This window comes from Alteraurantiacibacter palmitatis (assembly GCF_037154115.1).
In the GTDB taxonomy this organism is placed as follows: domain Bacteria; phylum Pseudomonadota; class Alphaproteobacteria; order Sphingomonadales; family Sphingomonadaceae; genus Alteraurantiacibacter; species Alteraurantiacibacter palmitatis.
In genome coordinates, this window is sequence record NZ_JBANRO010000009.1 from 1 (window position 1) to 17,115 (window position 17,115).

At 61.0% G+C, this 17,115-nt stretch carries 16 protein-coding genes; 8 read left to right on the top strand and 8 right to left on the bottom strand.

Annotated elements, in window-relative coordinates; all coding sequences use genetic code 11:
• The first annotated feature begins 366 nt into the window (after positions 1 to 366).
• A protein-coding gene (locus WFP44_RS11520; protein WP_336926712.1) for an IS3 family transposase occupies positions 367 to 1,517 on the top strand; the annotation gives its coding sequence in 2 pieces (ribosomal slippage) (positions 367 to 619 and positions 619 to 1,517; 1,152 coding nt in all).
• Positions 1,518 to 1,695: 178 nt separating this feature from the next.
• Here WFP44_RS11520 and WFP44_RS11525 read toward each other — a convergent pair.
• Positions 1,696 to 2,571, bottom strand: a complete 876-nt coding sequence (locus tag WFP44_RS11525; RefSeq protein WP_336926713.1) for a hypothetical protein — start codon at positions 2,569 to 2,571, stop codon at positions 1,696 to 1,698.
• A 126-nt stretch (positions 2,572 to 2,697) separates the two neighbouring features.
• Here WFP44_RS11525 and WFP44_RS11530 point away from each other — a divergent pair, with 126 nt between their 5' ends.
• Both WFP44_RS11530 and WFP44_RS11535 read left to right on the top strand, forming a co-directional pair.
• Positions 2,698 to 3,462, top strand: a complete 765-nt coding sequence (locus tag WFP44_RS11530; protein WP_336926714.1) for a helix-turn-helix domain-containing protein — start codon at positions 2,698 to 2,700, stop codon at positions 3,460 to 3,462.
• 4 nt (positions 3,463 to 3,466) lie between these two features.
• On the top strand, positions 3,467 to 4,402 hold the full coding sequence (locus WFP44_RS11535) for a nucleotide-binding protein (RefSeq protein WP_336926715.1): 936 nt from the start codon (positions 3,467 to 3,469) through the stop codon (positions 4,400 to 4,402).
• Positions 4,403 to 4,576: 174 nt separating this feature from the next.
• On the opposite strand, the gene WFP44_RS11540 is transcribed toward WFP44_RS11535, so the two are convergent.
• From WFP44_RS11540 to WFP44_RS11555, 4 genes are read right to left on the bottom strand one after another with little or no spacing between them, the layout of a single operon-like run.
• Positions 4,577 to 5,608, bottom strand: a complete 1,032-nt coding sequence (locus tag WFP44_RS11540; protein WP_336926716.1) for a CBASS cGAMP-activated phospholipase — start codon at positions 5,606 to 5,608, stop codon at positions 4,577 to 4,579.
• Positions 5,598 to 6,089 carry a type II CBASS E2 protein gene (locus WFP44_RS11545; RefSeq protein ID WP_336926717.1) on the bottom strand — a complete coding sequence of 164 codons (492 nt, stop codon included), beginning with the start codon at positions 6,087 to 6,089 and terminating at the stop codon, positions 5,598 to 5,600. The genes WFP44_RS11540 and WFP44_RS11545 overlap by 11 nt, the downstream gene beginning before the upstream one ends.
• Positions 6,082 to 7,383 carry a nucleotidyltransferase domain-containing protein gene (locus tag WFP44_RS11550; protein WP_336926718.1) on the bottom strand — a complete coding sequence of 434 codons (1,302 nt, stop codon included), beginning with the start codon at positions 7,381 to 7,383 and terminating at the stop codon, positions 6,082 to 6,084. The genes WFP44_RS11545 and WFP44_RS11550 overlap by 8 nt, the downstream gene beginning before the upstream one ends.
• Before the next feature lie 7 nt (positions 7,384 to 7,390).
• Complete coding sequence (locus WFP44_RS11555; protein ID WP_336926719.1) at positions 7,391 to 7,714, bottom strand: DUF2188 domain-containing protein; 324 nt, start codon at positions 7,712 to 7,714, stop codon at positions 7,391 to 7,393.
• Positions 7,715 to 7,799: 85 nt separating this feature from the next.
• Between WFP44_RS11555 and WFP44_RS11560 the strand changes: the two genes are divergently transcribed.
• The 5 genes from WFP44_RS11560 (at position 7,800) to WFP44_RS11580 (ending at position 10,934) form a co-directional block, all read left to right on the top strand.
• Positions 7,800 to 8,366, top strand: a complete 567-nt coding sequence (locus WFP44_RS11560; RefSeq protein ID WP_336926720.1) for an RNA polymerase sigma factor — start codon at positions 7,800 to 7,802, stop codon at positions 8,364 to 8,366.
• Positions 8,363 to 8,797, top strand: coding sequence for a hypothetical protein (locus tag WFP44_RS11565; RefSeq protein ID WP_336926721.1), 435 nt, complete (start codon positions 8,363 to 8,365; stop codon positions 8,795 to 8,797). Before WFP44_RS11560 ends, WFP44_RS11565 begins: the two co-directional genes overlap by 4 nt.
• Positions 8,798 to 8,802: 5 nt before the next feature.
• Positions 8,803 to 9,558, top strand: a complete 756-nt coding sequence (locus tag WFP44_RS11570) for an ImmA/IrrE family metallo-endopeptidase (protein ID WP_336926722.1) — start codon at positions 8,803 to 8,805, stop codon at positions 9,556 to 9,558.
• A gap of 293 nt (positions 9,559 to 9,851) precedes the next feature.
• Complete coding sequence (locus WFP44_RS11575; protein WP_336926723.1) at positions 9,852 to 10,496, top strand: S24 family peptidase; 645 nt, start codon at positions 9,852 to 9,854, stop codon at positions 10,494 to 10,496.
• Between the two features lie 24 nt (positions 10,497 to 10,520).
• A complete protein-coding gene (locus tag WFP44_RS11580; RefSeq protein WP_336926724.1) occupies positions 10,521 to 10,934 on the top strand; it encodes a thermonuclease family protein in 414 nt (137 codons plus the stop codon).
• 27 nt (positions 10,935 to 10,961) lie between these two features.
• Here WFP44_RS11580 and mobF read toward each other — a convergent pair whose 3' ends face one another.
• The 3 genes from mobF to WFP44_RS11595 are packed head-to-tail and all read right to left on the bottom strand — an operon-like array spanning position 10,962 to position 16,717.
• Positions 10,962 to 13,886 carry a MobF family relaxase gene (mobF, locus tag WFP44_RS11585; RefSeq protein ID WP_336926725.1) on the bottom strand — a complete coding sequence of 975 codons (2,925 nt, stop codon included), beginning with the start codon at positions 13,884 to 13,886 and terminating at the stop codon, positions 10,962 to 10,964.
• A gap of 37 nt (positions 13,887 to 13,923) precedes the next feature.
• Complete coding sequence (locus tag WFP44_RS11590) at positions 13,924 to 16,395, bottom strand: type IV secretion system DNA-binding domain-containing protein (protein ID WP_336926726.1); 2,472 nt, start codon at positions 16,393 to 16,395, stop codon at positions 13,924 to 13,926.
• Positions 16,385 to 16,717, bottom strand: a complete 333-nt coding sequence (locus WFP44_RS11595) for a hypothetical protein (protein WP_336926727.1) — start codon at positions 16,715 to 16,717, stop codon at positions 16,385 to 16,387. The genes WFP44_RS11590 and WFP44_RS11595 overlap by 11 nt, the downstream gene beginning before the upstream one ends.
• Positions 16,718 to 17,115: the final 398 nt, after the last annotated feature.

A 17,115-nucleotide genomic window follows, 5' to 3' on the forward strand; every position in this document is an offset into this window, starting at 1 on the left:
CTCCGCTTCATTCGTCCGTCTCCTTCTCAGGGCCGGACTCTACTTATCACTGGAAGAAATCTAGGGGCTCAGACCACTTGGATCGATTGTTCCATGAGAACCCTACGATAGCAGTTTCGTAATCGACGACGAAAACTAGAACTTGAAGAACAGTGACGCGGTATGAGCACGCAACAGTCACGGTCATCAACGAAGAGGGGCGGCGTCGCAAGGTTCTGACGGATAGTGCGACTTCAGATGCTATCGACGACAGCCTCTCGCCCTACTGCTGGAAAAGGGATTTTGTCCTCGCAGGCTGCGCCGCTGACGTGCTCCCCTGAAATGTGACCGCTTTTTGGTAGAGTCTGACGCAAGGAGTCGGACGATATGAAGCGAAGCAGGTTCAACGAAGAGCAGATCATTGCGATCTTGAAGGAGCAGGAAGCGGGCATGGCGACGGCGGAGGTCTGCCGCCGTCACGGGATCAGCTCGGCGACATTTTACAAGTGGAAGTCGAAGTTCGGCGGTCTGGATGTGTCCGAGGCCCGGCGGCTGCGGTCGCTCGAGGAGGAGAACTCCCGGCTGAAGAAGCTGCTGGCCGAAGCGATGCTGGACAACGCGGTGCTGAAGGATCTGGCATCAAAAAAATGGTAACGCCCGGCGCCAAGCGGGAAGCCGTCGCCCATGCCCGGGAGCATCACGGGGTGAGCGAGCGTTGGGCGTGTGCACTGGTTGGTGTGAGCCGCAGAGTGATCCGTTACGAGCCGACGCGGCCGGATGACGGGGCGCTACGACAACGACTGCGCGAGCTGGCGGCGGAGCGTCGCCGGTTCGGCTATCGCCGCCTAGGCTATCTGCTGGCACGGGAAGGCATCGCACCCAACCATAAAAAGCTGCTGCGCATCTACCGCGAGGAGGGCCTGCGCGTGCGTCGCCGTGGCGGCCGGAAACGGGCGTTGGGCACGCGCAGGCCGATGGTGCTGCCGGATGGCCCTAACCAGCGTTGGTCGCTCGACTTCGTCTCCGACAGCCTGATCTGCGGTCGGCGCTTCCGCATCCTGTGCGTGGTCGATGACTACACACGGGAGTGCCTGGCGCTGGTGGCCGATACGTCGCTGTCGGGTGCACGGGTGGCCCGGGAACTGACCGGCCTGATGGGCATCCGGGGGAAGCCGCATACGGTGGTCAGCGACAATGGCACCGAGCTGACCTCGTCGGCCATCCTGCGCTGGTCGCAGGAGCGACGGGTCGAGTGGCACTACATCGTGCCGGGCAAGCCGATGCAGAACGGCTTCGTCGAGAGCTTCAATGGCCGCCTGCGGGACGAATGCCTCAACGAGACCCTGTTCACCTCGCTGGCTCATGCCCGGTTCGTGCTGGCCGCCTGGCGGCACGATTACAACACGGTGAGGCCACACTCGAAACTGGGCGGGAAAACCCCCGCTGAGATCGCCGGCCAACGTGTCTGGGGGCATGCCCCCAGACACGTTGCCAACCCATCAAACAACCATCATGAAGGAGCCAGACTCTACCTCTGACTGGTAACAATCAGGGGAGCATGTCACCGAGCATAACCTGCCACCAGACTATGTCAGTCGCTATATCGAATCTGTCCCGTCTAAGGAGGATCCAGACCGCGCTCGAGACGCGCGGGAACGCGAGAGAAACACCCTGACGATTTCGAGGTGATGTTCTCTAGGTGAAGGTTGCCGACAATCAGCGGTCTCCAAAGTCATAGCTGGCTTCGGCCCAAAGCTGTGCCTCGCGCTCCGCCTGCAGCGTCTCGATCGGCACCGCGACCTCCTTGAAGTCGAGATGATACATCGGAATCTGCCAATGATGGCGCAGCAATCTGACGTGATCCGCTGTGGCTGCCTCTTTTACGACTTGCGCGGAATCAAGCTGTTTGAACATCGCATGCGTAAGCTTTGTCTGTTCGGTATAGCCCTCCGTGTCGACGAACTCGACTTCGCCCCAGACATCGGTGACTACTTGCAGACCCGCGCGGGTGAACATCCCCGCCGCCGCCATCGCCCTGCCAAGCATCAACGCGCCCGGCTCGCTCAGCGCCCGGACCGACCCGAATCGCAGCGGCTCGCTCCAGTGCGCGCTGCCATTCTCAAGCACTTCAATATCGGCGTACATCGCCGCCTCGCGGCTGTAGCGGCTCCAGTTCGGCACGATATATTCTCCAGCATAGCCATCGAGATAATGAGCCTGTCGCGCGTTATCGACATATTCGCGCAGCTGCGACACATCGACTGGACGCCAGCTTTGCGCGTCACCATAGATCAGTCGACCGAGGTGATCGTAGAAGGTCCGGACGATCTTGCCGCTGAGCCCTGCAACGAGCTTGGGCGGGCATCGCACAAGATCCATCAGGATCAAAATCTTGGCGGCTTCCTCCTCGGCGAACCCTGCAAGCACGCGAGCTTCGCGAGGCGCGTGCTTTAGATTAGCTGCCGCCGTCCAGAAGCTCTCGGCGCTGGCGAGAATCACCGGTAATCCTTCAGCGATCAGGTCTAGGCGCCGCACGGTTGGGAGATTGCACAAGATGCCGGCCTGGCGGTTGCCGAAGGTCACTTTGGCCATGGGTCTATACTCTTCTCTTCGCTGGCCCGACTGTGCCAGCGACTGCGTTGGCATTGAAGGATTTTTGAGGTGGCCTGATGGGTGGCGACGGCGCAATGAAAAACACATCGACACGGAGACGCCGCTATGATTGCTTCGCAGCTAATGCAGGCTACTGCCAACCGAATCAAAGCGCTGCGCGCCGCCCGCGCGCTGACGCAGGAAGACCTCGCCGCCTTGGCGGGACGAAGCGTCGCGTCGGTGCAGCGGATCGAACGCGGGGAAAAGGTCGGAGCTGACACCATCGCCTCGATCGCTGCCGCAATCGGCATGAGCGCTGAGGCGTTGACCGCCGCTCCAAAGGATGACCGCCCCTTTCTGCCGCTTGCACCGATCAATGGTGGCCGCGCGCTAATCCGTTTGCTGACAGGCTGCTCGCGTTTAGATTTCGAGTTCGACGAGCTCGACACAATGGATCAGGCCGAGATGCTGGAGGCGTTCCATATGCTCTGCGCAGGACTTGTTGGCGATGCTGCCCCGGCGACGCCGCTCGCGATCACTCGCAGCGAACTCGAAGCGCGTTCGATGCTAGCAGCGCTGTCCGATCGCGGTTTCGTCGTGAGCGGGGCGACGCTAGCGATCACGGCGCATGAGGTCGACGATGACAGCGGGGCCGGCATCGTCATCCTTTGCGCGCGATGGGACGAGACCATCGCAGTGCTGCGCGTCGGGGTCGGGCGGACGCTCGATCGCGCTTTTGTATTCGACAGCCTCGGGCAATGGGAGACGCCCAACGATGACGCGCTGGTTTATCCGCCCAGCTCGCGCGATGATGGCGATTGGACGAAAAGTTGGAGTGGGATCGGATCCAATCCACCGTTGGGCGAGGAGGGACCGGGCGCCAATGTATAATGTAATGGTCACCGCTGGCGACAATGCGTGGGAAGAAGGCGTTTATGTCTGGGATCGCACCCGGATGCTCGAATACACCGAGGACGCCATACGTGATGCCCTGAAGGCACTGACCCCAGACGCGCTCGAGGAGCTTGCCAAGCTCCCCACTCTTTTCATGTACGAGCAGCATACCGAAGGAACGCCGCGCCTCGGAAAAATAAAGCGCATACAGCAGCGCGGTTCGGAATTTCGTGTGATCTTCGAATTCGACGAGGACGTGCCCGCGCTCACGCTCGAGCAAATCGCGGCAGCCAAATGGGATTTGCAGCTTTCTGATTTCGAGTTCAGCCGCACCCATTGGGCGGTCAAGGAAGGCGATCTGTACGCGATCCTGCGCCAGCAAGGGCTGATCCCGGACGCCGCACCGGAGGCGGTCGAAGCGCCGGCCGAGGCGGAGGTCGCACCTGCCGTTGATGTCGTGCCGGCAAAGGTCTTCCTCGTCCATGGCCGTGACGAAGCCGCCAAACATGCGGTCGCACGGTTCCTAGAGACCCGGGTCGGCCTCGGCGTGGTCATCCTGAGCGAGCGCCCCAATCAGGGTCGGTCGATCCTCACCAAGTTCCAGGAGGAGGCCGAGGGCGCCGCCTATGCTATCATCCTAATGACGCCCGATGATTTAGGTCAGTTGCGCCCGGGGCTTTTGCCGGCCGGGGTGTTGCCCGTTGATCCCGTGCCGCGCCCGCGTCAGAACGTAATTTTCGAGATGGGCTTTTTCATCGGCCAGCTCGGCGCCGATCGCGTTTGCGCGCTCGTTCCGCCAAACGTCGAGCGGCCATCCGACTATGATGGCATCGTTTACGTACCCTTCGACGATCAGGAAGGATGGCAGCGTAAACTTGTCACCGAGCTGCACGCCGCCAACGTGCCGGTCTCGCCGACTTGGTGGCAGGCTCCTTAGGTCCGCAATTCATTGCTGGCGGTATCGTCGATCAAAATTCGGCAACGACGCTTGCGGGACCTGTCGTCACAATAAGCAGCGGTATCGGCGTCACGAAATAGGTCGGAAGTTTCGCGCACGATACACCGTGCATCGACAGATACAATCCATAGCCCATAGCGCACGCTTCTTGAACTACGCATCTGTATAGTGACGTTCCCTTGGCAGCGCAGCTTCGGCAAAAAATCGCGCGAGCTCGTCTTTCGATTGGCCAAAGTCCCTATCCGCTGATCTTGGAAGGACAGCTAAAGCACGATCATAATCGTCCATCTCGATAGCGCCATCATCGCAAAAGGGCTCGAACCGGACACATCTATCAGGCCCAAGCAGCAACTTGGCCTGAGCCGTAGCATTGTCGGTGGTCAGGAACATCGCCGCTTTTATCGCGCCTCGCCAAGACACTGCCCCGCCTAGCGCCGCCTTAGGGCGCAATTCGAACGGCGGATTGCCGGTGCCAATGCTGAGGACATCGATTTGGTTGGGCGAAACATCATAGGCGCTCAACACGTCCACGAGCGCCACCATCACCGGGTTGTTTGCCCAAACGCCGCCGTCGATAAAGATCCGGCCAGAGGGCAGGTGTTCGTGCCCCTTCAAATAGGTAGGAGCCGCGGAAGTCGCCCGGGCAACCTCCCACGCGCGCGTCTTATAGTCGTTCCGGAAGTCGGCATGGTGGTCGGTCTTGAACACCGCGATTTCGGTCTTGGGGACCATAAAGGCAGGGATGACGACCCGCGTGGTTGCTTCGCCGAGTAAACGGTCGCCAAACCGGTGCTGTAGCGCCTTCTCCAATTCACGATGGTCGAGATGCGGCCGGAACAGCCACCGGGCACTTCGCCACCACCTGCCAATATGGGCGGTTGGAAGGGGAGGAAATATCCTGCGCCCGTCGTTTGTGTAGAAATCCAGAATTTCGGATGTGGAATAGCCGAGTGCCAGACCCAGCGCGATTATTCCGCCGGTGGACGTTCCGGCGATCATGTCGAAATATGATGCCAAAGGCTTGCCAGCGGCCAGCTCCCGCTCGCAGCGGGCGAGGAGCTGCGCGCTGTAGATACCCTTGATCCCACCACCGTCGAGGGAGAGAATCTTAAAAACCTTGTCCTTCGGCCAGGGCTGGCGAACCCGGCGAGACACTAAGCTACCCGCGCGGCGGTCAGTGAACATCAGCCGCCGCCACGCGAACTGACTCTGCTTCGGCCGCTGTCATCTGTGCGGCGGACTCAGCTCCCACACTTGGCCCCAGCCACTCACCCGTGAGGTGCCACAGTTCGTAGTAGAACAGCCACTCGCTTGCCCATTTCACAGTGGTTTCCGCAATGAGATCCGCGTCGCTCCACTCCAGGCCGTCAGGGTCGAACAGGCAAAGCCCGGACCTAGTGGGGTTGTCCGGATCGAACATCAGGTGGGGGATTTGGTCATAAGTGCCTCCGGGCCTGGGCTCGATCGGCGGATCGGCAATCACTACGTAGGGCCGGTCGATCTTCCCCGGCCACCAAAGAATGTTCACCGCGTAGGCTTTTGCGCGTGGCTTTAGCATCCCACGCCAGACAACCAGTCCATTGTCGCGACGCCGCCCGTCGAAATCCTGCCACTGCAGACGCATGGCTTTCAATTGAGCATGAGTAGACCGAGCACTGTCAGCCACCCGAGACATCTCCCTTCGACGGCAAGCGAACGGGATGGAAGCGATGGCGCGGGATGGGCTGCGCTTCAGTTTGCGATCCCACAACGGCGGGAGCGTAAATCGTACCGGAACCCGGCTTGATGAGCAGATCGCGACCGCTGGTGCCCCGCCGATCGTAGCGATCCTTGAGGATGCGACGTTCTTCCTGCCCGAAGCGTTCGCCGAACAGATCGTCGATCTTACTCAGGATCGCGCTCTGCGAAGAGCGGTTCATCTCTTCGATCGCGTCAGCTAGCTGGTCGAGATGATCCGCAAGCGTGCGCATGTCGACTTCAGCCTCCGGCCACGGACGCGGCCAGCGGTCATTAATCTTGTCCGGCGGATAGCTCGGGTTTGCTTCGCGGGGCACGGTTTGATGGGCGAGGTGCTTGCGAAGGTTATCCGAGATAAACTTCGCCAGAGCGTAGAGTTGAAGGGTAAGCCCGCCCTCAATCAGTCCCATGTCACCGGTCAGCTTGGTGAGCCAGATCGACGGCGGCCGCTTCAGACGTGATCGCGTGTAGCGAAGATTGAGGTAGCGCTTCAGGAGCTTAAGCGCGACCGCTTCCTGCGCGTCGATCCGAGACGGGATCATCGGCGGCAGCGGCACCTGCTCCGCGTCGGCGAGGATGCGGCGCTCAGCCTCGTCGAGCAAAGTCAGGCGGGACACGCTTGCCGCCTTTCGCGCAGCTTTGAGCCGCTGCTCAAACAGGCGCTCGCCAATACCCACCTGGGCCCGAAACCAAACCGTGAAGCCCCAGGGATTCGAAGCGACGCGATAGGCCGGTCCAGTATCTGGCGAATGGAAGATATGACCGGGACGCTCGCCACTCAGCCTCTGCCGGCGATCCATAATGGTGACGTCCATGTGCATGAAGGCAAAGCGGATCTGAACGCAGCGAGTGCAACGGATGACCTCAACAGCGCCGGGAAAATTCTTCAGAGTCTCGAAAAGCTGGTCGAGGGGTTCGTTCTCGGACCAGTGTGACGGCACATCGATTTCCACAATGGCGTCGACGTCGAAACGGTCGTCGTTGTCGCCGCTCAGGATCGTCGTGCTGGTGGCGACGGACCCTTGCGCATAGATCAGGCTCTCGCCATCGACGAGATAGGGCCGCAACGGGCTACTCGAGCGCTCGACATATTCCTTGAGTCGTCGATAACGGTTTTCCGCGATCTCACGATCGTAGGGGCTGAGTTCGATGAGAACAGCCAAGTCGAGAAGAATCTCATCGAGCGTAGAGGTATCAAGCTTGGGGGCGGGAGCAGTTGCCATTATTCGTTTATCCTTCCGGCGGGGACGGGTCGTTGCCGTAACTATTGCGTTCACGAATGCGACCATTGCGACCGTGAATCAGCACTTCGCTGGACTGATTGTTCGCGATGTCACGCGCTCGCTCGGTCGCCTCGCGCTGGGTCTCATGCACCGAGGTCACACGGCTATTGCCCGCCCCCCGAACCGCCCATCCATTCGTGTGCGGAACAACATGCTGGTTTTTTCTTGCCACGATAGTTGCCTCATCAATTCGCCGATCAACAATCCGCATGGCTTCGCCACCAGTTGATCTTCTGAAGACGTAGGCTGGCGGGAGCTGAGCCTCAGACATTGCCCAAATATTTTTTTCTCCTAACGTCCGAGTTCAGCGCCCACACAGCCTATGGGGTTGTGAATGCAGGAACAGAGGCAATGATGTGAGCACGCCGGTCCTCACGGCACAGGAGATACAAGACGCTCTTGCCGCCCTAACGGTGGCCGACCTGTTGCGCTTGGAACGTGCGTCCGTCACTTATGCAGTTGGGATTGGGGTTGAGGCTCGAGATGTCGTCAACGAAGCCATCCGAAGGGCGCTCGATGGCACACGGAAATGCCCAAAGGACCTGCCGTTCTTGATCTTTCTTGTCGGCGCAATGCGCAGCATGGCCTGGGCCGCGCGCGAGAGCGGGAAGGAGGCACCCGTGATCGAAAGTATGAGTTCCACTTTGGACGATAGCGAGCTTCTTACGGAACTGCGGTCCACCGATCGAAATGCAGAGGAGGCGCTGCTTGCATGCGAGGACTCTCAGAAACGGCTGAAGGCGCTTGAGGCTTTGTTCCAGGACGATGAAGACGCGCAGCTCGTTCTATTAGGCGATCTCGAGGGAATGGATGCAGCGGAAATCCGTGCGCTCGGTGGTTGGGATGAAGGGGCCTTCGCAACGATACGGCGCCGGATGCGTCGGCGCATCAATGCGGCCTTTCCGAAAGGCTGGGCACAATGACGCGTAAGCTGACCCCCAAGCAGACGCTGTTGCCATTGGCAGACGCTTTGATCGAGGATTGGATGACCCGGTCCGACGAAGAAATTTTCGCCGAATTTCGAGACGATGGTCTCGAACCGGAAGATGTTGCTGCACAACTTCGCGCTCATATTGAGAGTTTGGTTGCTGAAAGCGGGAAGTCGCGTCTTGCGCGCGCTCGCGCTGGACTGGCCGGCGCGCGTGCGGATCGCGCTTCGTCAAGCATGTTCCTCCTGCCAATCTCGCGCAAGCAGGAGATTCTTACCCAGTTTGCAGCAAATGACGGCCGCCTCCGGGATCGAATAACAATGGCCGCTCGTAAGGGCGAGGGAGCGTCCGAGCGTGAGATCGATGATATGCTGATGGATCTACGCGACTTGGGTGCAATCGACGATCAGGGCAATCCACGTTGAGGTCGATGACCGCCGCCGAGAAGCTATTGCGGGAACTAGGCATTGACGCCGCCAAGGACATTGATGTCGAGGCGATCGCCTGGGACGCGGGTGCAGAGGTGCGGTTCGCTAAGCTCGATAGCTGCGAGGCTCGCATAATCGGCTTTGGTGATCGAGCGATCATAACTGTCGACTCAAGCGGCATTTGGCAACGGCAGCGTTTCTCGGTAGCGCATGAGCTCGGACATTGGAAATATCATCGAGGACGCTCTTTCGTTTGTCGCTCTGACGATATCGGTAATCAGAAGCGCAGCGCCACCGATCCAGAGCGCGTAGCAGACGCTTATGCCGCCGACCTTCTGTTGCCCGGTTTCCTCTTTGCACCAATGGCGAAGCTCTGCGGCAGAGCGACCTTCGAGGCAGTGGATCAGGTCAGAGCCGAATTTCAAACTAGCCGGACCGCAACGGCACTCAGGATGGTGGACTATGGACCGGAACCTGTATTGCTCGTTTGTCATGGCCCCAATGGAAGACGCTGGTTCAAACGCGGCCCCGCCGTTCCTGACCGCTGGTTTCCGCGCAACGAAATTGATGCAGATTCCGACGCTCTTGAAGTGCTTCACGGCACCAAAGAACGGACGACCAGAAGTCTGATTGGCGCCGAAGCTTGGTTCGATCGCTGGGACGCGGAGCGCTACGAAGTCTATGAGCAGACCGTTCGTATGTCGACTGGTGACGCCCTCACTCTGGTAGTGATTAAGTCTGCGGCAATGCTCGATTAAAATTCAATTCAGGCCTCTTCGCATTGGGGCCGCCATCTCGAATGTTTGTTCTCTTACGTGCCTGATTGAATGAGAAGACGGGCAACACGTCTCTCGTCTCAGAACCCTCCGCTTGGAGGACGTTTTGACAGGATGCTTTTCCGACCGGCATTGGGACAATTGCACCTTCGATAACCCGCTCCGCGCTTCGCCTGCACTTAGTAATTCACTTGCGTTCTTTCTATGTTCTCAATAGGAGACCTTCCTAGATTGTGGGATTGCGCTTCCTAGATGGACGCGAGAGGAGCAGCGGCATGGATGATGCGCGTAGAGCGCTGGACGATTTGATCCAGAAGCGCGGCTGCAACTATTCCGAAATCTCGCGGCTACTGGGGCGCAATGCTGCCTACATCCAGCAGTACATCCGGCGTGGCAGCCCGAAACAGCTCGATGACCAGGATCGCTCGGTCCTCGCCCGCTTCTTCGGGGTGGACGAAAAGGTGCTCGGCGGCCCGGCGCGCCGCTCAAGTCCTGATGCCGACCTAGTACACATTCCCATCCTCGATGTGGAAGCATCAGCGGGATATGGTGCGCTCGCCGGGTTGGAAGGCAACTCTGCGCAATTCGGGTTCGACGAGAAGTGGCTGCGCCGCCTTACAGCAAGCAAAGCTTCAAACCTCTCGATCATCGGGGTCCTCGGGGATTCGATGGAGCCGACCTTGCACGATGGCGATGAGGTCATGGTCGACCTGGGTGACGGTCAGGCGCGACTGCGCGACGGGATCTATGTGCTGCGCATGGACGACATGCTGAGCGTCAAACGGATCGCGATCGAGCCGCAGGGCAAGCGGGTATCGGTCCTGAGCGACAACCCGACCTATCCGAGCTGGCGGGGTCTCGAGAAGCGAATGCTCAATATCGTCGGCCGGGTGCTCTGGTTCGGCCGGACGCTGCGCTGAAGATGCATCGACGTGCTTAGCCTGATGGCCGCATCCGTGATTGCCGCGGGGCAAACCTTCACCTGCACCCCGGTCCGTGTGTGGGACGGTGATGGGCCAGTCTGGTGTGCGGAAGGGCCTCGCTTGCGCATTGCCGGTATTGCCGCGCGCGAGATGAACGGCACCTGCCGCGCCCATCATCCGTGTCCACGCAGTTCCGGCATCCAGGCACGCGATGCGCTGGTGCAGATATTGGGCGGTTCGCGCGGAACTGCATCGACCGGACATGTTCTGGTAAGGGGGCCTAGATTGACATGCCGCTCTGAAGGTCCTGCCGAAGGCAATCGCACCGCCGCGTGGTGCCGACTGCCGAGCGGCACAGACCTGTCCTGCGCGATGATCCGCACCCGCACGGTGCTGCGCTGGGACCGCTACTGGAAGGGTCCGGCCTGCCGCTGAGGGCAAGCGTGACAGGGCAAGAACACGCTACAGGCCCATGTCGAACTTTTTGGAGATCGAGCGGTCGAGTTCGGGCGCCTTTCGTTCAGCCTCGGACGCCCTCCCCTTCTCCGCGCCAGTGGCAGCTGCATTCCGCAGAAGGTCGGCTGTCTCTAGCGCCGAGCGCTTCATGCCGGGATTGTTCTCCACTGCCGCCTCGAGCTTGCCAGCGTTGTCGACAAACAGGGTCAGACGGTCCCGCAGCCGGGTGATGGTCACAAGGAAGGTCTGCTGGTTGGCCAGGTTCTTCTCGCGGCTATCCATCACTGCGATGCCGCGATCAGAGGTCAGGCCCTGCGCCATGTGCGCATTGAGCGCATAGGCAAGATCAAGCCGCTTCAGCATCGGATCGGTGGGAGCAAGGCGGTGCAACACGCCAACCGAGGTCGCCAGCGACACGCCTTTGGCGTCGACCGCGATGATCCGCGCCTGGTCGGCATTGAGCAGGCCGCGCCTGTGATCGGTCGCCGTCCAGCGGATGCGGTCGCCGTCATGGATCTCGATCTCGCGGCGTTCATAGAGCTTCACCGGATCCTTCTCACCCTGAGGTCGAAGCTGGCCAGGACGAAACTCGAATTGCCGCCCGCGCTCGTTCTGCAGGGTCACTCGCTCGCGGGAGAGATCGGTTGCCACCACTGCATAGCTTCCCTTCTGGAGCCCCTGCCCCCTCTGCCGGCGATCAACCTCGAGCACCGTTCCGGGGGCATAGCTCCTCGCATAGCGCAGCTCCTCGCGCGTCAGATTGATCCGCGAGAGCACCTCAAGTTTCACCGCACCGGGACCCAGTTCGCCGTTGGCCTTTAGGCCCGTCTGGACCGCTTCGTTGACCTCGCCGCGCAAGGCTCGTCCGGATGCATAGATTGCCGTCACCTCTCGTTCTTTGGGTGCGAGCGAGAGCCACGCGGCAGCTGCATCAACGGCCGCATTCTCGCCAGCAGCGACAACGTTGTCTCCCAAATGGGCGAGCGCTTCGCCGATCCGGCCACTCTGGGCCGCGCGTTGGGCACTGCGCAGCGCCTCATCGCGCGCGCGCAAATTGGTGTCCATCTGCGCGGCTTCAACACCGCCCTGCTGCATGACATCGAAGGGCTTGCCAGCATCGACCGCTCCCAGCTGCTTGGTGTCACCGATACTGGCGAACCGATCCAGCCTCAGGAGATTGGCCAGACGCACCAGCTTTTCCATATCGGCATTGCCGACCATCGATGCCTCGTCGAGCACCACCACGGTCCCGCTCATCGCCATGCGCGCTGCTTCAAGGCGCAGGCCGCCCTCACCCTTGAGGAGGTCCTGATGCTGCCCGAGAAAGCGCGCTACGGTCATGGAAGGAATGCCGGTTTCGCGCTCCAGCATCTGTACCAGCGTGTTCTGCACCGCGAGGCCCAACACGGTCTTGCCTTCCGTGCGCAGGATATCGGCGACCGGCTTCAGAACCGTGCTTTTGCCTGCGCCGGCTACGCCCTGTATTGCGACGATGCGATTGTTCGAGCTCAGCAGCAGGCGGCCCGCCCCCTCCTGCCCCTTGTTCAGTATGATCCCATATCTTTTGTGCGAGACGGCTTGCAGGTACGTTCCGGCATCGAAGGCAGAAACGATGGCGGGCGCAGCGCCGCGTCCGGCCTCGACGCCCGCCAGGATGCGCTGTTCGAGACTGACCGCATCGTGGGTGGTGAGCATGTCGCGATCCGCGCCCTTGCCGGTCTGAAGATATCCCTGCCGGACCAGCTGATCGACCCGGCGCTCGATATCGGCAAAGGCTGTGGGCAGGGCGAAGCCGAGTGCGGTGCGGTAGATCTCGACCTTGCTGAAGGCCGCCTCGCGCTCGCCAAGATGGCGGATAGCCGAGGCGACGCCATGGATGGCTGCGACCTCCTCGGGGCTACGATTGCCGAGCCGCGAGGGTATCAGCGGGTCGCCTTTCGCGATGCCGAGGCGCTCGGCGAAGTCGTGGGCGATCTGCTTGCCCTGCTCGACCACCTTGCGGACCGATGACCCCAATCCGGGAATATTGCCGAGGTCCTTGGCGCTGCGTGCGTTCGCTCGCGCGATAACCATTGCCGGGTCGAACCCGAGCTTTTCAGCGGTGTCCTTCCATTGCTGCGTCAGGGCAGCGCGGTCCTCGATGGCTTCCTTGCGGGCCCGCGTCATCAGGGTGGCAGCATCGAGGGCTTTTGGTCCCTGTGAGTTCATCTGCGCGGCAGCTGTGAGAACCTCGGCGCGGCGGGAACTGAAGGCGTCGCGCACCTCTTTGGGCACGCCAACCGCCTCGAAATTGCCGTGCTTGCCGAACTCGCCCACCTCGTAGCCGAGCTTCTCCACGCTGAGCCGGAAGCGCGCCATGGTCATGGCGTTGAGGAGGGTATTGTGGTCCCAGAGCTTGTCATTGCGCAGCGCCCGCCATTTGCCGTCCGGCCCCTGGGTGACGTTGGCGATGACGGCATGGAAATGCGCATTGGGCTCCTGGTTGCGGTTGGTGTCATGCTGGAAGACCGCAGCCACAAGGTTGCCGGTCCTGACGACCCGCTCGCTGCCGCGCACCTCCATGCGGGTTTCGGCGAGGTTCTTCTCGGCCCAGGAAAGGGTCTCGCGGACCGCCGCGCCATAGGCATCGAGGATCCGCTTGTCGCCGCCGACGAGCGCGAGCACCGACCAGCTTTTCGGCATGGAGAAGGTAAGATCGGTACCTGCGCGGTGTGCCCGGTGGTCGCGGCCCACGCGGCTCCCCTCGGGCAGGAAACCCTTGAGGACGGCTTCGAAAGTCTTGGCATCGACTGCGCCCGACAAACCCAGTTCTTCGGCTCCCTTGCCGAGCCACGCCCCGGACCGATCGGCATCGGCCCGGGTGTAGTAATTGTCGGCTGCAAAGTAGCTGGCGGCTCCGCCTGCGGTTCGGACATTGGCTACCGAGAGCACAGATAGGTCCCTCGCAAGACAGCAAGTACTGCCATCGTCAAATCTCCAGATCGCCTAAGTCGCGCGTGTCCTTGGGAGGCTCGCTTCGCTCAGGGATTCCGTCCTCGTCCAGCAGCCTCCGAACGTCCGAAGATCTTGGCGGACTTGCCGGTGCGCCTCCTTTTCGGGAGGGTGGGTCAGTGACCTTTGAGCCGGCAGATTTGGCTGGGGGATTAGCACTACGCTCGGCCCCGTCCTTCGCCTTTTGCCGACCAGGTGACGCGTTTTGCCTGATCGCACGATCACTCAACCTGGCGCCCGACTTGGGCCCCGGTTTGAGTGCCGGGCGATCATTGCCGTCAGGGTTGTCGAGGGCCTTGGAGTGGTTAGCAGGATGGCCATACCGGCCCTTCTCAACAGGCGCCTGGTTACCGTTTGCGCGTTCCGGATCGGTGCCGGCAGCAAGCCTGCCCGACGCATCTGTACCCAGATGCCGCGCCGCCTCCGATGCAACTGCGCGATCGGGCTGCGGTGCTTGGCCAGCCGCCTTATCGAAGGCGAGCTCGCCCTGCCTGGAGACAGAATGGTGGCGTAACGTCGACTTCCCGCCCCCGTCATCACTGGTCGAAGTATGCGTCCTGGCACCCTCCCCGGATTGCCCTCCCGGTTTCGGTCGCGAGGGCATCGGAGCGTGGAGCTGCGCGGGCGGTAGAGGCCGATTGAGCCCCCGCACAATAAAGGCGTCGGCCACCTTCGGGCGGTTTACCGGACGAAGCCTGACGGGCGCTGCGGGGAAGTCTTCCGGGAACTTGATATAGCCCTCAAGGCTCTTCATGTTCATCAGCTCGTCGGGCATTCGCAGCGGCTTGATCGTCGTGCGCCGGGTGAGGCTGACCGCGTCGCGGGCATTGTTAAACCCGAAAGAGAACCCCTCATCGACATCGACAACCTCCTCGTGTCCGATGACGTCGCTGCACCAGGTTGCGGTATCCCGGTCGGCAACTGAGAGGATCAGTTTCGTGCGGGCAAGCGACGCCAGAGTGGCCGCCATGTTCTCACCATAGACCTCCTTCAGCTTGGCATAGGCGTGGAGGCCCAGAACGATCGCCCCGCCGAAATTGCGGGCGGTCTGAAGCCCCTTTTCGAGAGCGGGGAGACGATGCAGCGCGCCAAGCTCGTCGATGAAGAACCAGCACGTGACCTTATTGGTGCGCGCGGAGGTCATGAGCGTATTCATGGCCGTATCGAGCCACAAGGTGAGGAGCTGCGAGGTCACGCTCATGTCGACATAGCGCGAGGAAATGAACAGGATCGAGCCTCGTCCCGCAGAGTTCTCGGCCGCCTGTTCGATCCATTCGCGCACCGAGAAACGCGGACCTTCGGTCGGCAGCAGTTCGAGCGCCTTGGCGTTGACATTGAACACCGCACGCACCGATTCCGCCATCCGCGCAGCCTCGGGTGCGGTGATCGGACCCGCCATCGTATCCTTTACCAGTTCGTGGACATCGGAGAGGTCTGCGGACATCAATTCCTGCGCGAGCGCCGCATTCGATCCCCTGCCCTGGGCGGCAAGTTCGACGCAAAACTTGACGAACAGCGCGCGCGCACCGAGCACCCAGAACTGCGCGTCGCCGCCACCATCATGCGGGACCAGGGCATCGGCCGCAGTCCAGAAATCCGCTTCGGTGCGGCACTCGTCGAAGAGGCTCCACTGCGGGCAGCGCGCATCGAGCGGGTTCAGAATGGTGTCCCGCCGGGGATCGTAGAATTGCTCGATAAAGGCACCGGTCAGATCGAAGACCACGCAGTTCTGGCCCTTGGCGCGGGCCTCTTCGATCATGGCTGAAATGGCGACCGTCTTGCCGGTGCCGGTGGTGCCGATCAGCATGGCGTGGCTTTGTTCAAGGCGCCATGGATAGACGACCCCGGCGATATGGGCCGGACGATAGGGAAAGACTTTCGCGAGTTCCCAAGGCAGGCAAAGCCGCCACTTCCAGCCCATCGCGGCAGTGCGTTCGCGATTGCGCTTTTCGCGGTTATTCTTGCGCAGCCGCCGAACCAGTTCGGAAAGGTCAACGAGCTGCGCGCCGCGGACGAACTTGCGATCTTTGGCCTTGCCGCCGAAGCGGGCGGCGAACCCGTAGAACAGCACAAAGGCGGGGATGAGAAACAGGGCCGAACGCCACGCGGCGCTGGCGACGAGGTCGGTCATGTGGTCCCACGCCCGGACCACCGGAGGGAAGGAACCGAGCATTCCGATCGGCAGTTCCATCGTGCCGCCGAAGACTGTCTTGACGGTCACCAGCTTGTCGGGGCTGAACTCCATGAAGCCGTAGGCCGCGGCATAGATGCGCATCCAGATGAGGTAGATCTCATAGTCGGTGAGCGCCGATGAAAGGGTCCACCATGAGGTCGATGAAATCACCGCGGCGGCAATGATCAGCGGGCCCTTGAGGCCTGCAGCGAACATGAAACCGAAGTGCCCGAGGAGCTGGCTGCCGCGCGTGAAATTGGCGAGGTTACGCTTCATCGAACCCTCCCTCGATGGGAGTCTGCACAAGGCCGAATTCTGCGCACCTGCGGGCGTAAGCCCCGCGTGCACGATCGCGCAGGTCAGGGTCTGAATGGCCCGAAAGCAGCGCGTCGATGCCCACCACCGTGAAGAGGGCCTGACGGTGCATCCGCTGCATCCAGGCACTCAGGCCGACCTTGAGATCGTCCTCGTCGCAGGCTTGCTGCAACAGCGAGCGGATCCATTCGCTCACGCTGATATCGCGGCGCTCGGCCGCACTGCGAACCCGCTCGGCAAGCTCGAACGAGACATGGACTTGGAGAGATTTTGGCCGTGTCATGCACGGACTCCTTGTGATGAGGAGCCCGGAACGCACTGCGAAAGGCGAGAGAAGAACTAATTCAGAAATGAGAACATGTCAAGAACGTTGGCATTGGCGGAATTCCGCCATTACGACCAGGCTTCAATCAGAATTGATTGCCAGTTTCGGACCTGTCCAAATTTGAATGGGAAGCTGCCATTTCCAGGGGATGCTCGTCCAGCCTCTGTTTTATAATAACGATTTGCACTAATAGATGCTGCGACCCGTCGCGTAGGGTGTGCTCACTGTTCCCCTACTGCCAGATGAGAAACCAGGCCTTGAACCTGTAACCGATGATGCGGTTTGTCATGTCCTTCCTGCCGGATTCGCCGCGCATTGCCGACCCTGCAATTCACGTATCCAGGATATCCCCCGAA

Bases quoted from the DNA above. Each gene is read 5' to 3' on its own strand.
- WFP44_RS11565 (WP_336926721.1), top strand. From the start codon at position 8,363: ATGACGCGTAAGCTGACCCCCAAGCAGACGCTGTTGCCATTGGCAGAC.
- WFP44_RS11540 (WP_336926716.1), bottom strand. From the start codon at position 5,608: ATGTTCACTGACCGCCGCGCGGGTAGCTTAGTGTCTCGCCGGGTTCGC.
- WFP44_RS11555 (WP_336926719.1), bottom strand. From the start codon at position 7,714: ATGTCTGAGGCTCAGCTCCCGCCAGCCTACGTCTTCAGAAGATCAACT.
- WFP44_RS11595 (WP_336926727.1), bottom strand. From the start codon at position 16,717: ATGACACGGCCAAAATCTCTCCAAGTCCATGTCTCGTTCGAGCTTGCC.
- WFP44_RS11525 (WP_336926713.1), bottom strand. From the start codon at position 2,571: ATGGCCAAAGTGACCTTCGGCAACCGCCAGGCCGGCATCTTGTGCAAT.
- WFP44_RS11580 (WP_336926724.1), top strand. From the start codon at position 10,521: ATGGCCGCATCCGTGATTGCCGCGGGGCAAACCTTCACCTGCACCCCG.
- WFP44_RS11575 (WP_336926723.1), top strand. From the start codon at position 9,852: ATGGATGATGCGCGTAGAGCGCTGGACGATTTGATCCAGAAGCGCGGC.
- WFP44_RS11570 (WP_336926722.1), top strand. From the start codon at position 8,803: ATGACCGCCGCCGAGAAGCTATTGCGGGAACTAGGCATTGACGCCGCC.
- WFP44_RS11550 (WP_336926718.1), bottom strand. From the start codon at position 7,383: ATGGCAACTGCTCCCGCCCCCAAGCTTGATACCTCTACGCTCGATGAG.
- WFP44_RS11530 (WP_336926714.1), top strand. From the start codon at position 2,698: ATGATTGCTTCGCAGCTAATGCAGGCTACTGCCAACCGAATCAAAGCG.
- WFP44_RS11590 (WP_336926726.1), bottom strand. From the start codon at position 16,395: ATGAAGCGTAACCTCGCCAATTTCACGCGCGGCAGCCAGCTCCTCGGG.
- WFP44_RS11535 (WP_336926715.1), top strand. From the start codon at position 3,467: ATGGTCACCGCTGGCGACAATGCGTGGGAAGAAGGCGTTTATGTCTGG.